Source organism: Arcicella aurantiaca (assembly GCF_003148625.1).
Classification (GTDB): domain Bacteria; phylum Bacteroidota; class Bacteroidia; order Cytophagales; family Spirosomataceae; genus Arcicella; species Arcicella aurantiaca.
In genome coordinates, this window is the sequence record NZ_QGGO01000001.1 from 305,914 (window position 1) to 322,852 (window position 16,939).

At 34.9% G+C, this 16,939-nt stretch carries 16 protein-coding genes; 8 read left to right on the forward strand and 8 right to left on the reverse strand.

The genetic code is table 11. From position 1 onward, the window contains the following. The first annotated feature begins 171 nt into the window (after nt 1-171). Both LV89_RS01285 and LV89_RS01290 read left to right on the forward strand, forming a co-directional pair. Nucleotides 172-1,131, forward strand: a complete 960-nt coding sequence (locus LV89_RS01285; protein ID WP_109741041.1) for a YjgN family protein — start codon at nt 172-174, stop codon at nt 1,129-1,131. After that, the gene (locus tag LV89_RS01290; RefSeq protein ID WP_109741042.1) at nt 1,131-2,252 is read left to right on the forward strand and encodes a M48 family metallopeptidase; all 1,122 of its coding nucleotides are present in this window, start codon (nt 1,131-1,133) and stop codon (nt 2,250-2,252) included. Before LV89_RS01285 ends, LV89_RS01290 begins: the two co-directional genes overlap by 1 nt. A 110-nt stretch (nt 2,253-2,362) precedes the next feature. On the opposite strand, the gene LV89_RS01295 is transcribed toward LV89_RS01290, so the two are convergent. The 5 genes from LV89_RS01295 to LV89_RS01315 form a co-directional block, all read right to left on the reverse strand. Further along, the gene (locus LV89_RS01295; protein ID WP_109741043.1) at nt 2,363-2,980 is read right to left on the reverse strand and encodes an ABC transporter ATP-binding protein; all 618 of its coding nucleotides are present in this window, start codon (nt 2,978-2,980) and stop codon (nt 2,363-2,365) included. A 75-nt stretch (nt 2,981-3,055) separates the two neighbouring features. After that, nucleotides 3,056-3,832, reverse strand: coding sequence for an acyl-ACP--UDP-N-acetylglucosamine O-acyltransferase (lpxA, locus tag LV89_RS01300; protein WP_109741044.1), 777 nt, complete (start codon nt 3,830-3,832; stop codon nt 3,056-3,058). 95 nt (nt 3,833-3,927) lie between these two features. Then, the gene (locus LV89_RS01305; RefSeq protein WP_109741118.1) at nt 3,928-5,322 is read right to left on the reverse strand and encodes a bifunctional UDP-3-O-[3-hydroxymyristoyl] N-acetylglucosamine deacetylase/3-hydroxyacyl-ACP dehydratase; all 1,395 of its coding nucleotides are present in this window, start codon (nt 5,320-5,322) and stop codon (nt 3,928-3,930) included. Between the two features lie 108 nt (nt 5,323-5,430). Continuing rightward, complete coding sequence (gene lpxD, locus LV89_RS01310) at nt 5,431-6,462, reverse strand: UDP-3-O-(3-hydroxymyristoyl)glucosamine N-acyltransferase (protein WP_109741045.1); 1,032 nt, start codon at nt 6,460-6,462, stop codon at nt 5,431-5,433. An 84-nt stretch (nt 6,463-6,546) separates the two neighbouring features. Further along, entirely contained in the window at nt 6,547-7,785 is a 1,239-nt protein-coding gene (locus LV89_RS01315) for an HD domain-containing protein (RefSeq protein WP_109741046.1), read from the reverse strand. A gap of 199 nt (nt 7,786-7,984) precedes the next feature. Between LV89_RS01315 and LV89_RS01320 the strand changes: the two genes are divergently transcribed. The 6 genes from LV89_RS01320 (at nt 7,985) to LV89_RS01345 (ending at nt 11,913) form a co-directional block, all read left to right on the forward strand. Then, nucleotides 7,985-8,269, forward strand: coding sequence for an SCP2 sterol-binding domain-containing protein (locus LV89_RS01320; RefSeq protein WP_109741047.1), 285 nt, complete (start codon nt 7,985-7,987; stop codon nt 8,267-8,269). Between the two features lie 128 nt (nt 8,270-8,397). After that, nucleotides 8,398-8,757, forward strand: coding sequence for a four helix bundle protein (locus tag LV89_RS01325; RefSeq protein WP_109741119.1), 360 nt, complete (start codon nt 8,398-8,400; stop codon nt 8,755-8,757). A 6-nt stretch (nt 8,758-8,763) separates the two neighbouring features. Continuing rightward, a complete protein-coding gene (gene mnmE / locus LV89_RS01330) occupies nt 8,764-10,170 on the forward strand; it encodes a tRNA uridine-5-carboxymethylaminomethyl(34) synthesis GTPase MnmE (RefSeq protein WP_109741048.1) in 1,407 nt (468 codons plus the stop codon). A gap of 7 nt (nt 10,171-10,177) precedes the next feature. Continuing rightward, complete coding sequence (locus tag LV89_RS01335; protein ID WP_109741049.1) at nt 10,178-10,729, forward strand: DUF4126 domain-containing protein; 552 nt, start codon at nt 10,178-10,180, stop codon at nt 10,727-10,729. A 128-nt stretch (nt 10,730-10,857) separates the two neighbouring features. Next, nucleotides 10,858-11,652: an inositol monophosphatase family protein gene (locus tag LV89_RS01340; protein ID WP_109741050.1), complete on the forward strand. Its 795-nt coding sequence runs from the start codon at nt 10,858-10,860 to the stop codon at nt 11,650-11,652. Nucleotides 11,653-11,742: 90 nt separating this feature from the next. Beyond that, nucleotides 11,743-11,913, forward strand: coding sequence for a FeoB-associated Cys-rich membrane protein (locus tag LV89_RS01345; RefSeq protein WP_158279485.1), 171 nt, complete (start codon nt 11,743-11,745; stop codon nt 11,911-11,913). 61 nt (nt 11,914-11,974) lie between these two features. On the opposite strand, the gene LV89_RS01350 is transcribed toward LV89_RS01345, so the two are convergent. From LV89_RS01350 to LV89_RS01360, 3 genes are all read right to left on the reverse strand, one after another. Beyond that, nucleotides 11,975-14,146 (reverse strand): carboxy terminal-processing peptidase, encoded by a 2,172-nt coding sequence (locus LV89_RS01350; protein ID WP_109741052.1) that lies wholly within the window; start codon nt 14,144-14,146, stop codon nt 11,975-11,977. Between the two features lie 199 nt (nt 14,147-14,345). Then, nucleotides 14,346-15,101, reverse strand: a complete 756-nt coding sequence (gene bamJ, locus LV89_RS01355) for a BamJ family beta-barrel-assembly machinery protein (protein WP_109741053.1) — start codon at nt 15,099-15,101, stop codon at nt 14,346-14,348. A 188-nt stretch (nt 15,102-15,289) separates the two neighbouring features. Continuing rightward, entirely contained in the window at nt 15,290-16,921 is a 1,632-nt protein-coding gene (locus tag LV89_RS01360) for a RagB/SusD family nutrient uptake outer membrane protein (RefSeq protein ID WP_109741054.1), read from the reverse strand. Nucleotides 16,922-16,939: the final 18 nt, after the last annotated feature.

The following is a 16,939-nucleotide window of genomic DNA, read 5'->3' on the forward strand; positions in this document are numbered from 1 at the left end:
TTCACTATATTCTATAAAGGTTGAACCTCTCCGAGGTATAAATCGACACAATTTCGGAGAAATTCAACCTTTGTAGCACAAGAATAGCCTCGAATTACGGGCTTCGGAGAAGCCTAACCTTAATTCCGCCAAATAGTAGATAATTCCGAAACAAATAAACCGAAACTACGAATGGAAAACGAACAACCGCAATTCAGACAATTCTCCTATCACGGAGACGGAACAGAATTATTTAAAATCTACATCGTCAATTGGCTTCTAACAATTGTAACCTTCGGACTTTATTATCCTTGGGCAAAAGCTTCTCTCTTAAAATACAACTATCAGCATACCAAATTTGATGGCTCAAATTTTACTTTTCATGGTACTGGTAAAGAAATGTTTAAGGGGTTTATTAAGATAATTGGGGTGATTGGGGTACTTTATGGGGCATTGATTGCCGCACAATTGTCTGGTAATACTACTTTGACCATAGTTGTTTTACTTGGCTTTTATGTTATTTTACTGCTTTTAGTGCCTATTGCCTTGCACGGTTCAATGCGTTATCGTACCTCAAGAAGTTCTTGGCGAGGTATCCACTTTGGTTATCGTGGAGATAGAAGCGAGCTAACGAAACAATTTTTGACCGATGCTTTTTTGACAATCATAACATTCGGAATTTACGGTGCATGGTTTATCAATAATCTGCGGACTTATATTATTGGCAATATTCGTTTTGGCAATATTACCTTTCAATATACAGGCAATGGAGGTGATTTCTTTTGGCTAAATTTTAAAGGAAGACTATTATCAGTTTTGACTTTGGGTATTTATTTTTTCTGGTATTCTATGGATTTATTCGACTACTTTATTGAAAATATTTATGCCGAGCAAAATGGAAAACCTTTACCAATTCGTTCAACTGCTAAAGGCTCAGACTTCTTTTTGTTGAGTATTGTGAATGGACTAATGCTTTCCTTTACTTTAGGATTGGCTTTTCCGTGGGTTCAAGCACGAGTTTTTCGCTTTTTCATGTCAAATATTTGGGTTCAAGGAGATTTTGACGGAAACTCATTGGTGCAAACAGAAGCAGAATACAGAGACGCATCGGGCGATGATATGGTGGATATGTTAGACCTTAACTTAATTTAATGAATACTTTTCAAATAAAATATTTTGATGGAGTAACTTCTGCTATTCAAGAAGGAACTGTAAAATTGTCGTATGGACATTGGGATATTAGGCTTGAAAAACCTGATGGAACAATGTCTTCCATTCATTGGCAATTGAAAGATATAAAGCAAACTGAGTTTGTGGGGAATACCAATATTTTTAAATATGGCGATTTTCCACAACAAACGCTTGAATGTAACGACCCTGATTTTGTCAAAGCACTTTCTCTGCAATATCCTGATTATGAATTTTTTAAGAAAGAATATTTTTGGGCTTTGAATAAAGGAACAGGCGTTTTTGTGGGAATTACTGTTGTGTTATTGTTGCTCTGTGTAGGCGTTTATAAATATATTTTGCCCTCAGTTGCTGAAAGTTTAGCGTTAACTGTTCCGCAAGAATATGAGATAAAGTGGGGAAATATGATGTTTGAAAATATGATTCAAGCACCGAAAAAGGGAGAAATGGGCAGCGAGTTAAATCTGACAAAAAATGATACTCTGAGCCGACTCGCCAATCAATTTGTGAAGGAAATTGATTTTAAAACCACTTATCCTATCAAAATAACGGTCGTAAATGAAAAAGTGGTCAATGCTTTTGCTCTTCCTGGTGGTAATGTAGTTGTATTTAACGGCTTACTAAAAAAGATGAAGACCAAAGAAGAATTTGCTGCTTTATTGGGGCATGAAGTTGCTCACGTAACGCATAAACATTCTTTGAAAAATATCTTTAGAAGTTTGTCTGGCTATTTGTTTATGTCTTTGATTACGAATGACTTAAACGGAATAACGGCGGTCATTTTAGACAATGCCAATAAATTACAAAACTTAGGTTATTCGAGAGAATTAGAAGCTGAAGCCGACGAAAGTTCGATGAAAACGTTAAAGGAAAATAAGATTCCGACGAAAGGTTTATTGAATCTTTTTAAAATTTTAGAAGATAGCTCGCAAGTTGCTCCTCCAGAATTATTGAGTTCTCATCCACTCACAGAAGAACGCATGAAGTTTGCCAAAAAGAATCAAATTATGAATGAAAAAATTATCGAAAATCCTCGTTTAGAGTCAATATGGAAGGAAATACTTATTGCAGAGAATAAATTATAGAGAATAGATTTTAGAGAATAGGGATTAAGTTTATAATAGATTTCGAAGATGGGACAGGATAGTTTTCTCTAAACTCTATTCTCTGAAATCTATCATCTATTCTCTGAACTCTACTTATATTCTTGGATATTGAGGATATTATTACAGAATTCGTATTCATTTGGCTGATTGGAACAGATAATTAGCATTCTGTTTTTTGCGTATTCTTGAACGTTTTTTAAGTACCATTCTGTCGCTTTTATATCGAGATTAGAGCTTGGTTCGTCCAGCATCAAAATCTCCGAATCAGACCAAAAAGCTAAACCCAATTTTACTCTTTGTTTCATTCCTGACGAAAAGAATTTAACGGCTTTATTTTTCGCTTGTGGTAATTCTATAAAATCTGTAAAGTCCGAAACTGAAAGGTTATTCTTGAAAGGCTTAAATTTGATATGAAAATCAACAATTTCTGAAAGCGTAAAGTCTTCGATTAATTCAAGATATGGAGCAGCAATGACAAGATGTTTATAATAATTATCAATTTCAAGATTTTGACCGTTGAATTGATAATGAATTTCACCTTCCGAATGTGGAGCAAAGCCTGATAATACTTGTAGAAGCGTTGATTTACCACTACCGTTTGCTCCTACAAAAGTATATGATTCTCCCGATTGAAATTCGTAATTCAAATTTCTGAAAATCCATTCATTACTGAATTTCTTACCAAGATTTTTTGCTGAGATTTGCATTTGAAAGTAGGTATGATTTGTAACACAGACTTTAGTCTGTAAGCTATTTTATTAACTTACAGACTAAAGTCTGTGTTACGAAAGTCCTTTCATGATTCCTCTTTCAGATGTACGAATGAAGTTGACAATTTCGTCACGTTCTGCTGAGGCTGGAAGATTAATTTCTATTTCTGAAAGTGCATCGTTATTGTTTAAATTTTTAAGATAAACATAACGATAAGTATCTTGAATTTGAGCGATTTGTTTGTCAGAAAAACCACGTCTTCTTAATCCAATAGAGTTGATTCCTGCATAAGATAATGGCTCACGACCTGATTTTGTAAATGGAGGAACGTCTTTACGAATTAAAGAACCGCCAGAAATCATAGCATGACGACCAATTTTTACAAATTGATGTACAGCACTTGAACCGCCAATAATTGACCAATCTCCTACTTCTACGTGACCTGCCATTTGTACACTATTTGCCAAAATACAACTGTCACCAATTACACAGTCATGTGCCACGTGAACATACGCCATAATTAGGCAGTTTTTGCCAATTTGTGTTTTATGTTTATCACTTGTTCCACGATTTATCGTTGCACATTCACGAACAGTCGTATTATCTCCAATGATTGCAAGTGTTTCTTCTCCTCCAAATTTTAAATCTTGTGGAATGGCAGAAATCACTGCTCCGGGGAAAATTCTGCAATTTTTCCCAATTCTTGCACCGGGGAAAATAGTAACGTTTGAGCCAATCCAAGAACCTTCGCCAATTTCTACATTTTGGTGAATAACGGTGAATGGCTCAACTACCACATTTTGGGCAAGTTTTGCTTCGGGATGTATGTATGCTAATGGTTGTGTCATTTTTTTTTAGTTAAACAGTTAAAGTTGTTTTAACAGTTTAAGAGTATTTTCTCTTAGATTTAATACAAATATTAACTTTTAAACTTCTCTAACTTTTAACTTTTACGTACAAGGCTTGCAGTCATATCTGCTTCACAAACTACTTGACCATTTACATAAGCTCTACCGTGCATTTTAGCAATTCCTCTACGGATTGGTGCTAATAAATCACATTTGAAAATTACGGTGTCTCCCGGTGTTACACTTTTACGGAAACGGCAGTTTTCAATGCCTACTAAATATGGCCAATAATTTTCTGGGTCTGGTACTGAACTTAATACTAAAATACCTCCTGTTTGTGCCATTGCTTCAACTTGCATAACTCCCGGCATTACAGGATTGTTTGGAAAATGTCCCATGAAATAATTTTCATTCATGGTAACATTTTTGATTCCTACAACACTTTCGTCGTCCAAATAGATGATTTTATCAACCATTTGGAATGGATAACGGTGAGGTAATAATTGATAAATACGCTCGAAATTGAAAATTGGAGGTTGTTTTGAGTCGTACTGAGGAACGTTATTTTTTTCCGTTTCCTTCATCAATTTTTTGATTTTTTTCGCTAACTCTACGTTTGCTGCATGACCGGGACGAGCTGCCAAAATTTGTGCTTTTATCGGACGACCCACTAATGCTAAGTCTCCAACCATATCCAATAACTTGTGGCGAGCCATTTCGTTTGGATAGTATAATTCTAAGTTGTTAAGAATGCCTTTTTCTTTTGAAACACTTACTTTGGGTTTTCCTAAAACAACGGCTAAATGGTCTAATTCTTCTTCTGAATAATCACGGTCTGCAATAACAATAGCATTTGATAAATCTCCACCTTTGATTAAATCAGCTTTGAAAAGAGCTTCTAATTCATGCACAAAACAGAATGTTCTACATTTGGCAAAACTTTCGTTGAACTGACTAATATTGGTCAAGTTTGCGTGCTGACTTGAAAGGAATTTTGAATTATAATCCACCATTGCCGTCAAACGATAATCATTTAATGGTAATGCCGCTAATTCAACACCACGTTCATTATCTTTATAACGAATTTCAGAAGGAATTTCGAAGAATTTACGATGAGCATCTTGTTGTTCCAAACCAGTTTCAAGGATAGCTTCAACAAATTTAATTGAGCTACCATCCATAATTGGTGGTTCTGGCCCATCCAATTGAATCAAAACATTATCTACCTGACAGCCTACCATTGCGGCTAAAACGTGTTCAACAGTATTGATTCTTGCACCGTTATGCTCAATCGTTGTTCCTCTTGAAGTATCAACTACATAATCAACATCTGCATCTGCAATTGGCTGATTTGGCAAGTCAATGCGTTGAAATTTATAACCGTGATTAGGCGGAGCAGGAACAAAAGTCATATTGGCTACTACGCCAGTGTGCAAGCCTACGCCCGATAATGTGATGGCTTTTTGAATGGTATGCTGTTTATTATTCATTTTTACTTTTTTATAAAACATCTCAATCAATTACAAATAGATGATTTGATGAGTTTTACATGAATCTTATTTAATAAGTCGTTAATTATAGTCATGATTGGGCATGACTTACTTTTGCTTTATTTGTTCTTCAACTTCTTTAAGTCTTTGTTCAATTTTTGGCAAATTTTTATATAATACTTGAGATTTCAAATTATTGTGGCTGTCTTGTGCTGGTGAGCCTGCCATAATTCGTCCCGATTGTTTCACGGTTTTAGTAACCCCCGATTGTGCCGTTACAATGGTTCGGTCGGCAACGGTAATATGTCCTGCCATTCCTACTTGTCCACCAATCATACAGTTTGAGCCAACTTTAGTTGAACCCGAAATACCTGTTAATGCTGCAATAACTGTATTTTTACCAATTTCGACATTATGGGCAATTTGGACTAAATTGTCAATTTTAACGCCATCACGTAGAATGGTTGAACCCATAGTGGCTCTATCAACAGTTGTGTTTGCTCCAATACTTACGTTATTTTCTAAGACAACATTGCCTAATTGTGGAATTGTAGCAAAAGTTCCATCGGCTTGTGGTGCAAATCCGAATCCGTCTGAGCCAATAACTGCATTGGCATGAATAACGCAGTTGTCGCCAATAATTGTGTTGTGATAAATAGTTACCCCTGAATAAATAGTACAGTTTTCACCAATGACACTTGCCTCAGCAATACTTACATTAGGATAAATTTTGGTTTTATTTCCTACTTTACAATTATCCCCGACGTAAGCAAAAGCACCAATATAAACATCTGTTCCGATGGTAGCTGACGAGCTTATAAATGAAGGTTGTTCAATACCTTTTTTATTTTGGGCAAGTATCTTTTGATATTCTTGAAGTAAAGTTGTAAACGCAGCATAGGCGTTTTTTACTAAGATTAGAGTAGTAGTATAATCTTTTTTGGGTTCAAAAGTATTATCAACAATAACTGCTGAGGAGGTTGTAGTGTAGAGATATTGCTCATATTTGGGATTTGCCAAAAAGGAAATACATCCAGTAGTTCCTTCTTCAATTTTTGCTAATTGGCTTACTTTTAAGGATTTATCTCCTTTTACTTCGCCGTTTAGCATTTGAGCAATTTGTTCAACCGTAAATTCCATTCTATAATTTTGTCTGTTAATGGTTATCAGCAAATAGTGATGAGTTTGTTTAAAATCAATTAATCGGCTTCAGTCGGCACAATATTATTCCCGCAAATATACGTCCTTTGCCCAACATATATAGTATTTTTTAACTACATTACTTAAAGCCTTTATCGTTGGCAAGTCAGAAGCGTCGGCTATATCAATTACCAATTTATTTTTTGTAAGAATGTTAATAGCTTGTTTTTCAGATAGATATGCTTCGTTGGTTATCACTCCTTGTACCATAAAATAGGGTAGATTGTTCTCGTTAATATCATCTTGAGCTAAAAAATCATTTTTAATTTTTTCAAGAAATGCTTCTTCAAAAGGTTGGTCTGAAATAATTATTTTGTATAATTTCCTTTCAAGCAATTTTTGGCAGATTCCTGAAAGCAAATAATCAGGATGTTTTGTCCAAACTTTAACGCAAGCCCAAATGTCGTGGTCGTCCATTTCTGTAAAAGCTTTTAGGTAGGCTTCATCAGATATAAACTCCTCAAAAGTAACATCGTTCTTTAAAAATAAACCAAAACTTTCTGTTGCAAAAACATCTTCCCCAGCTTTGATTAATTCTCTGGCTCTTCTGATAATTTGCGTCAGCATGGTTTCTGCACAAATAGATGTTTTGTGAAGATAAACTTGCCAATACATTAATCGTCTTGCGGTCAAGAAATTTTCAATCGAATAAATCCCTTTTTGTTCAACCACTAATTGATTATCTACGACATCAAGCATTTTTAAAATCCTATCTGCTCCGATAAATCCTTCCCGAACCCCTGTAAAAAAACTATCACGATTCAGATAATCCATTCGGTCAACATCTAATTGACTGGAAATTAATTGATGAAAAAATGCCCTTTCATATTCTCCCGTAAACATTTTGATAGCCAAAGATAATTTTCCTTCAAATTGTTTATTTAATTCATTCATTAACAAAAATGAAATTTGCTCGTGAGGAACATGATTGAGAATTAAATGTTCTAATACGTGAGAAAATGGGCCATGACCAATATCGTGTAATAAAATAGCAATTTGAGCTGCTTCTAATTCCTCTTCTGAAATATAATGTCCTTTACTACTTAATGTTTGCAAGGCTTCATTCATCAAGTGCATTGCTCCAAGGGCATGATGGAAACGAGTATGTAATGCACCAGGATAAACAAACTCAGCCATTCCAAGTTGTTTGATTCTTCTAAGGCGTTGATAGTAAGGGTGTTCTATGAGGTCATAGATGAGTTCTGTTGTAATGTTAATAAACCCATAAACGGGGTCATTTATTATTTTTCGTTTGTTGACCATGCACCTTTTTATAAAAAACTTGATAAATTTAAGTTTATTAAAGCTAAAAACAAAAATGAGAGATTAACTTTACAATGTACAATTGAGAATGTACAATTAATAATTGAGCATAATTTTCCAATTATATGCTTTTACTTATTAATCCAACGTCTCTACTTAGCATTATCAATTTTCCATTTTTAATTATCAATTAATAAACATGACTTTTGAAGAATTAACCGAAAAAATTAAATCATTAGCTGCTGCCAAAGGTGGCTTAGGTTCATCAATTAAATTTGCTACTGATAATGGCAATATTTTGATTGGGACAGATGGCGTTGTTACGAATGCTGATGATGCTGCTGATTGTACAATTTCTGTATCTATGAGCGATTTACAAGGCTTAATGTCGGGAGATTTAAACCCAATGACTGCTTTTATGTTTGGCAAAATTAAGGTTTCTGGTGATATGGGCGTAGCAATGAAATTGAAAGATTTGTTTTAGTTAGGTATGAGTTAGTAGGTATAAGGTCGTAGGTTGTGACGAGATTATTACTTCCAATGGTTTTATGTAAATGGAGAGTATTTGAACTTTTTGAATTAGTATTTTACACTTTAAAAACTTTTAAATTTATGTCAGATAGCATACTCAATGATAAGAGTTTGAAATTTGGAGTTAGAATTGTGCGATTATCTCAACATTTGAAGGAAGAAAGGAAAGAATATGTTCTTTCAAAGCAAATACTTCGTTCTGGGACATCGGTTGGTGCAAATGTTCGAGAGTCTCGAAATGCTGAATCAGATTTAGATTTTATCCATAAATTAGCAATTGCTCAAAAAGAATGTGATGAAACTTGTTATTGGTTAGAATTACTTTTTTTGACTGACTATTTGAATGAAAATGAATATACTTCAATAAATTCTGATGCGATTGAACTACTAAAAATTATCAAAAGTATCATTATAACAGTCAAAAAAAGAATCAAGAAATAAAAGATTATGGATAATTTAGGTGATAATAACCTCATACCTCATACCTCATACCTCATACCTTCTGAAGAAACAATAGTAGCCCTTGCAACCCCGTCGGGTGTGGGGGCTATTGCCGTTATAAGAGTCTCAGGTTCAGAGACTTTTTCGATTGTGAATAAACTTTTCAGAGGTAAAAATCTTGAAAAGCAAGCATCGCATACTATTCATTTTGGGACAATCCGAGATGGAGAAATGATTGTCGATGAAGTATTAGTTTCGCTCTTTAAAGCTCCTGCTTCATATACTCGTGAGGATACCATTGAAATTTCTTGTCATGGCTCTGATTTTATTATTCAGAAGATTTTAAAACTGATAATCAGAGAAGGGGCAAGGCTTGCCAATGCAGGTGAGTTTACCCAAAGAGCCTTTTTAAATGGACAATTAGACCTTGCCCAAGCGGAAGCCGTAGCCGATTTAATTGCTTCAGATTCAGAGGCTTCACATCAAACGGCTATTAATCAAATTCGTGGAGGTTTTTCCAAACAAATAGCCCAACTGCGAGAACAACTAATCAATTTTGCATCATTGATTGAATTAGAATTGGATTTTGGCGAAGAAGATGTGGAATTTGCCGACCGTGATGATTTACGCCAATTAATTTTCAAAATTCAGACGGTTTTAATTCCTTTAATTGAAAGTTTTGAGTTAGGAAATGTAATCAAAAATGGCGTTCCAACAGTTATTGTGGGCAAACCCAATGCTGGAAAATCAACGCTTTTGAATCGACTTTTAAACGAAGAAAAAGCCATTGTTTCGGACATTGCAGGAACAACTCGTGATGTAATTGAAGATGAACTATTTATTGGAGGAATCCGCTTTAGATTGATTGATACCGCAGGTTTACGTAAAGCCACTGATACTATTGAAGCGATAGGAGTGGAGCGTACCAAGCAACAAATGGAAAAGGCAAGTCTGATTGTTTATCTATTTGATGCAAGTGAAATTCAATTGTCTGATATTGAAATACAGTTGGATGAATTTAATGCACCGTATTTATTGGTTGGCAATAAAGTCGATAAATTACCATTAGACAAAAAGGCTGAATTTGATACAGTTTATCCTGATATTATTTGGATTTCAGCTTCTGAAAATAAAAATATAGAGTTTTTGAAAGACACTTTGGTTAGAAAAGTCAAAACTAAAGAAGTGAAATCAGGAGACACTGTGGTGACTAATCTTCGTCATTATCAACATCTAACACAAACGAATGATGCTCTGAGTAACGTTTTAGAAGGATTGAGTCAAAGCATTACAGGTGATTTTTTAGCCCAAGATATTCGTTTTGCTTTGCACCATTTAGGAGAGATTACGGGGCAAATAACTACGGATGATTTATTAGCAAATATATTTAGTAAGTTTTGTATCGGAAAGTAAAAATCCAATGGAATTAATCACTTCACTTGCTCTTGGTATTGGGCTTTCTGCTTGTTGCGGATTCAGAATATTTGTGCCTATGCTCGTGACGAATATCGCAGCTTTGGCAGGTCATTATCATTTCGGGAATGGTTTTGAGTGGATGGGAACGATGACCGCTTTTTATATTTTTGCTTCTGCTACCATTTTGGAAATTATCGGATATTACATTCCTTGGTTTGATAATCTTTTGGATTCTATCGCTACGCCTGCTTCTATTATTGCAGGAACAATTCTGACAACTTCTTTTTTAGGAGGAGATATTTCTCCAACAATGAAATGGGTTTTAGGTTTTTTAGTAGGAGGAGGGAGTGCAGGCATTGTCCAATTAGGAACAACGGTTACAAGGTTAACTTCAACGGCTACCACAGCAGGATTTGGCAATCCTATTATCGCCACCGTTGAGAATATTCTTTCAGTTGTATTCTCTATTCTAAGCGTTTTTCTACCTATACTTTTGGGTGTCGGAGCGGTATTATTAGTGATGTATTTAGGAAAAAAATTAGTCCGAAGATTGTAGCGAAAATTAGACCACAGATTTTATAGATTTGACAGATTTACACTGATAAAATTTCAAAATCTGTGTAAATCTGTTTAATCCGTAAAATCGGTGGTCTATTGTTTCTTGAAATCTTATATTTTTGCAAAATGAATTTACAAGAAATAACTTCCCAAGTATCGGAATTGGCTCGTCAGACGGGCGAATTTGTTAGAAAAGCAGCCGCAGAATTTAGTCGTGATAGCATTGAATACAAAGGACTAAACGATATGGTTTCGTATGTAGATAAGGAATCCGAAATTCGTTTGGTTGAAGGTTTAAAGAAAATTTTACCAGAAGCAGGTTTTATTGCAGAAGAAGGAACAGGTGAAAAAACGGATAATCAAGAATTTGCATGGATTATTGACCCCGTTGATGGTACAACCAATTATATGCACGGTGTACCCGTTTTTGCGATTTCGATTGCTTTGCAGCAAAATGATAAAATTATTTTGGGAGTAGTTTATGAAATTAACCGTGATGAATGTTTTGCAGCTTGGTTGGGCGGAGGAGCATATTTGAATGAAAGTCCAATAAAAGTATCATCTGCCAAGCATTTGAAAGATAGTTTAATTGCCACAGGTTTTCCATATTATGACTTTGAATTGATGGATAATTATATCAATATCTTGAAAGAATTGATGCAAAAATCTCATGGTTTACGCCGTTTTGGTGCGGCAGCGGTTGATTTAGCTTATACTGCTTGTGGACGTTTTGAAGGTTTTTTTGAATATAATCTTAAACCTTGGGATGTTGCCGCAGGAACATTAATAGTGCAAGAAGCAGGCGGATTTGTGAGAGATTTTAAGGGAGGAAATGATTTTGTTTTCGGGCGTGAACTAATTGCAGGATGTGAAATGTTTTCAGAATTAGAGGAGGTTATTACTCGGAATTGGAAAATGTAACCCGAAGCTTTTGCTTCAGGAATCAATCTGTAACCCGATTTCCCAAAATTGGAATAAAATTGTAACCCGATGCTTCTGCTTCGGAATAAAATGGAAAATATCATTATTGGTTTAATATTTCTTTCAGCTATCGCATATTTAGGAAATATTGTTAGAAAGAATTTTAGTTTTAACGATAAAGCGGGTTGTGCTAAAGGTTGTGGGTCTTGTGGAGCAATTGATTTTGAGAAAATTGCTGCCGAAATAGAATCCAAACGATAAAATTTTTCATAAAAAAGCCTCTTAGATTGATTTCTAAGAGGCTTTTTTATGAAAATAAATACTATTCTTTTTTCTTTTCGACCTGTGTAACTTTTACACCATTGGCTGGTGTACTTAAAATCAAATCAGTCATTAAACGCTCAGTTTCTTTCAAATAAGTATCTTTTTCGTGTTTTTCTTTTAAAGCTTTCACTTTCGCTTGGGCAACACTTGTTGAGTCTGATGCAACTGTTTTAGTTGTCTCTTTAGTATCAGTAGGTTTAATATCACCTGCTAAATCGTCGGCAGGGGTAATAATGTTTTTCTTTTTCTGCTCCTCAATTTCTTTGCGACGTTTATCTTCTTGCAATGAAATAGATTTTTTTTCTTTCGCTTTTTTATAGTTTTCTATTTCTGCCAAAAGTTTTTTCAAATCCGTTTCTGTTTTTAAACGTTCGTGATATTTTCCACGCAAGAAATTTACTTCTTTTTCTGTAATATTATTTGTTGGATTATATCTTGTTGTTGCAATCATATCCCAAGGTAAAGCACTTGGCTGAGAACTTTCTCCAAATTCAGAAGCACTGAAAGATGATGGTAATTCAATATCAGGCGTAACACCTTTGTGTTGAGTGCTACTTCCTGTGATACGATAGAATTTCTCCATCGTGATTTTTAATTGTCCAACGCCTTCTGGTTCACCTTTCAAGAAACGTTCTAAATCAATTAAACTCTGAACAGTTCCTTTGCCATAAGTTTGTTCGCCAACTACCAAACCACGTTTGTAGTCTTGAATTGCTCCTGCAAAAATTTCAGAAGCCGAAGCTGAAAAACGGTTCACTAAAACAGAAACAGGACCATCATAAGTAACTGATGGGTCACGGTCGTATTCTGCTGAAATTTCGCCATCAGCTTGTTTACGTTGTACCACAGGGCCTTGTGTGATAAATAATCCTGTTAAATTCACGGCTTCAGTCAAAGAACCTCCTCCATTATTTCTCAAGTCGATGATTACACCATCAACTTTATCTGCTTTTAGCTCATTCAAATAACGTTTTACATCAGAAGTTGTACTTTTAAAACCTTGTTCTCCACTTCTTGCACCTTCAAAATCACGATAAAATAATGGAATTGTAATTAAACCATATTTGTATTCTTTTCCATCACGATTGAAGTTCAATACTTCTTTTTTAGCAGTACCTTCTTCCAATTTAATTTTTTCACGCACTAAACGCACTTCTTTTGGTACAGAACCAGTTGGGGCATCTGCCGATAATATTTTCAAACGAACAACCGTACTTTTAGGTCCTTTAATTAACTTAACGGCATCATCAGTAAACCAACCAACAATGTCTTGATAAGGTTTATCGTCTCCTTGTGCAACCGCCACAATTCTATCTTTGGGATTGAGTTGTTTACTTCTGAAAGCAGGACCTCCAACGATTAAATCCACAATTTGAACATAGTCGCCTTCATTTCTCAAAGTTGCCCCAATTCCTTCAAAAGATTGTGACATTTCTTGATTGAATGTTGACGCAGTTTTAGGAATAAAATACGTTGTGTGTGGGTCAACACTTTCTGTAAACGAATTCATGAATTGTTGGAAAACATCTTCACTTTTCGTTTTGTCGAAATATTTTTCAGAACGTTTGTAGCGTTCTTTTAAGTCTTTTAATGCCGTTGTATCTGCTTTTCCACTAATTTTCCAATCGAGTAAGGTACTTTTTACTGCTTTTCTCCAAAGGTCATCCAAATCAGTTGATGATTTTGCCCATGACGCTTTTTCACGGTCAGGCGTATAAGTTTCATCAACTTTAAAATCCATTGGTTTATTCAATAATGAGGTAACAAATGCAAATCTTTCTTTTGCTCTTTTTCTATAAACATTATAGATTTGATAAGCCGCTGTTAAATTACCTTCTTTTAATTGGTCATCTAATTCATAACGGAATTTATCAAAACTCTCAACATCTTGAGCCGTGAAATTCATTTTATTGAAATCTAATTCTTTGACGTAGTTATCTAATATTTTAGAAGATAATGAGTCATTTAACGGCACTCTACGATAATGATATTGCCCGAGAATTTCTGTAACCAAATTTTCTACTTTCTTTTGAGTAGCCGTTGGTTGTAAATCATCTGGGGCGTAATGATATGCCGTAAAATTTTGATTTTCAGTATTATGTGAAAACGATTTCAAGCCAAAAAACGCTAATAGCGATATTGGTAAGAGCAAAAGCAAGTATTTAGTCATATTGTTTCTCATCTTTTTTTTAGTAAATAGGTATTATGTGAATTAGTTAGCTAAGTTATACCCAATAAAATATCTTTCTGTTATCCCTCCTAAGGGTTTTTAAACCCTTAGGAGGGGTACAACTGAACTAACCAATTCAATTATGTACTAAGTTTTTCTTTTGCTTAATACTTAGTACATAATACTTAATACTTCTCTACTATTTCTCAATTCCTAATAATTCTACTTCAAATACAAGTGCTGAATATGGTTTGATAGTTGGGCCACTTCCACGAGGGCCATACGCAAGAGCTTGAGGAATAAATAATTTCCATTTTGAACCTACTGGCATTAATTGTAATGCTTCAACCCATCCCGGAATTACACCTGTGACTGGGAAAGTAATAGGTTCACCTCTTTGTACTGAACTATCAAATACAGTTCCATCAATTAAAGTACCGTGATAATGTGTTTTTACTTTATCTGATGATGATGGTTTAGGGCCATCACCTGCTTTAATGATTTGGTACTGTAATCCACTTGGTAACGTAACAATGCCTTCTTTCGTTTTGTTATCAGCTAAAAATTTTTCTCCTGCTAAACGGTTTGGTTCAAAAGCTTTAGCTTGTTCTTTTTGCATATACTTCTGAATCAAGTTGTTAGCTTGCATATCACTGATTGGTGTTTTTTCACCTTTCATTACTTCGTTAAAACCTTTTTGTAATAACTCAGCATTGATTTCAATATTTTGAGACTTGAAATTTTGAGCTACCAATACACCAAGTCCATAACTTGCAGAGTCTTTTAAGCTTGCTAAAGATGCTGAAGAAGTTGAAACCGTTGGTACAGTTACATTTACAGATTTAGTTACAACTTTGGTAGCGGGTTTATTAGCGGATGTTTTTTTTGTTTGAGCAGTTACAAAAAATGGTGTCAAGGCTACGCCTGTACAAAGTAAAAGATTTTTTAATTTCATTTTTAATGTTGAATAATGATGAGGAATAAAATGTGTTTGGCTTCAATTAAGTATTCAACAAACACATTTAAAGATAAGAACGAATATTGAGCTTACAAAATTATTCTATATCAACGGTTTTATTGATAAACGAAAAACGGTCTAACAAATGAATGTTAGACCGTTTTTTAATTTACACTAAATACTTATCATTTTGGATTTTTTACTGGAGCTGAAGACGCATCTGGTTTGTTATAAGCTAACTCGTTGTCTGGCACGTCGAAATAATCTAAATAGTTATAATTGATAGTTGCTTTTGTGTTTACGGCAGCAGCTTTGTCAATTACAACAGCATTAGTTCTACCATTTTCAAGCACTCCCCAACGTCTTGCATCATAGAAAGATAAACCTCTCCATGCACAAGTTACACGTCTTTCACGTCTGAATTCTTCTTTGGCTGCATCTAATGACAGACCTGTTCCTGCTGTTGCGGCAAGTCCAGCACCTTGCGAAGTACGGATAGCATCAATGATTTTCAAAGCATCTTCTTGTTTGCTTAAATAAAGATTTGCTTCTGCTTTCATTAATTCATTTTCTTCATAATTGCCTGCCATAGCAAGTTCATAAAGTCCCTCTGTTTGTGTTCCGTAAACCACTACGCCTGCCATTCCTTTACCACCATCAATGATTGTATAGCGTGTATTGAAGGCATTGCCACGACCAGCATCACCTACCCATGTTGCTGTAAGTGTAAAGTTATTTTGGAAACGCTTATCGTCTGCCTTGAATTCTTGAACAAGTCTTTCACTTAATTTATAAGTATTTTGACCTGCTTTTGCGGCAAGTGTTTTGGCAATTACTGAACCTCCTGTTGCTGACATGAAATCGTTATCACCAGCACCACCAGAACGGCTTGTGAAAATTAAATCTGTTGATTTAATACCATTGTTTGCTAATTCTAAAATTGAATTCCATTGAGCAGCAGTCATAGATTTAGTGGGGGTATTCACCAAAATATTTCTTGCTTTTAAGGTATTAATATTACGAATCCACATATCTGGAGCAAGAACTCCTCCTTTGCCTTTTTGACAAAAATCTGGAATTAAACCTCCTAAAACTGCTTTGTAATCAGTGGTAGCAGTTAAGCCTCCTAAGATTGTTGAGGCTTTGTCAAGGTTTACATTTGCTTCCTTAATAATGTCCTCTTTTGTAACGTATTTGTTATTAGTTGCTCCCGTTGTATTATTGATAAGACCTGCATAGTACATTGAACCAATGCGTGAATATGCAAATCCTTTCCACCAATAACACCATGCTTTTAATACATTTTTCTTAACTGCAGCATCTCCTGTGAATTTTACAGTTTCAATAATGTCAAGTACAGCATTACAAGAGTTATTCAACGAATACATATATGCCCACTCAAAATATGTTGGGTTTGCACCTGCATTTGAGTTGATATTCACAGAACGCAAAAATGGAATTTGTTGGCTTGGGCTACTTGGATTTGAAACTTTTGTTCCGTTATCCAATGTAACTACATCTGGACAACCAATTTGGTTGGCAAATTGGTTAGCAGCTTCAATACCAACTACATCAGCCATGATTTCATGAAAACCGATTGCACCAGCCCAAAAACGACCGTTTACGCCATCGAAATATTTTAAATCACGGAAACCGTTTGCGTAAACGCCTCCTAAACCTAAAGATATAATCCCTGACTCTGTCGATGCACTTTGAGGTGTTGGTAAGTTTGGGTTTTTTATATCTAATTGGTCTTGACAAGCAACGAGCGAAAATGCTGCACAACTCATCAAAATATATTTTTTTATTTTGTTCATTTCCTTAATGTTTAAATT

Bases quoted from the DNA above. Each gene is read 5' to 3' on its own strand.
- LV89_RS01285 (WP_109741041.1), top strand. From the start codon at position 172: ATGGAAAACGAACAACCGCAATTCAGACAATTCTCCTATCACGGAGAC.
- LV89_RS01290 (WP_109741042.1), top strand. From the start codon at position 1,131: ATGAATACTTTTCAAATAAAATATTTTGATGGAGTAACTTCTGCTATT.
- LV89_RS01295 (WP_109741043.1), bottom strand. From the start codon at position 2,980: ATGCAAATCTCAGCAAAAAATCTTGGTAAGAAATTCAGTAATGAATGG.
- lpxA (WP_109741044.1), bottom strand. From the start codon at position 3,832: ATGACACAACCATTAGCATACATACATCCCGAAGCAAAACTTGCCCAA.
- LV89_RS01305 (WP_109741118.1), bottom strand. From the start codon at position 5,322: ATGAATAATAAACAGCATACCATTCAAAAAGCCATCACATTATCGGGC.
- lpxD (WP_109741045.1), bottom strand. From the start codon at position 6,462: ATGGAATTTACGGTTGAACAAATTGCTCAAATGCTAAACGGCGAAGTA.
- LV89_RS01315 (WP_109741046.1), bottom strand. From the start codon at position 7,785: ATGGTCAACAAACGAAAAATAATAAATGACCCCGTTTATGGGTTTATT.
- LV89_RS01320 (WP_109741047.1), top strand. From the start codon at position 7,985: ATGACTTTTGAAGAATTAACCGAAAAAATTAAATCATTAGCTGCTGCC.
- LV89_RS01325 (WP_109741119.1), top strand. From the start codon at position 8,398: ATGTCAGATAGCATACTCAATGATAAGAGTTTGAAATTTGGAGTTAGA.
- mnmE (WP_109741048.1), top strand. From the start codon at position 8,764: ATGGATAATTTAGGTGATAATAACCTCATACCTCATACCTCATACCTC.
- LV89_RS01335 (WP_109741049.1), top strand. From the start codon at position 10,178: ATGGAATTAATCACTTCACTTGCTCTTGGTATTGGGCTTTCTGCTTGT.
- LV89_RS01340 (WP_109741050.1), top strand. From the start codon at position 10,858: ATGAATTTACAAGAAATAACTTCCCAAGTATCGGAATTGGCTCGTCAG.
- LV89_RS01345 (WP_158279485.1), top strand. From the start codon at position 11,743: ATGGAAAATATCATTATTGGTTTAATATTTCTTTCAGCTATCGCATAT.
- LV89_RS01350 (WP_109741052.1), bottom strand. From the start codon at position 14,146: ATGACTAAATACTTGCTTTTGCTCTTACCAATATCGCTATTAGCGTTT.
- bamJ (WP_109741053.1), bottom strand. From the start codon at position 15,101: ATGAAATTAAAAAATCTTTTACTTTGTACAGGCGTAGCCTTGACACCA.
- LV89_RS01360 (WP_109741054.1), bottom strand. From the start codon at position 16,921: ATGAACAAAATAAAAAAATATATTTTGATGAGTTGTGCAGCATTTTCG.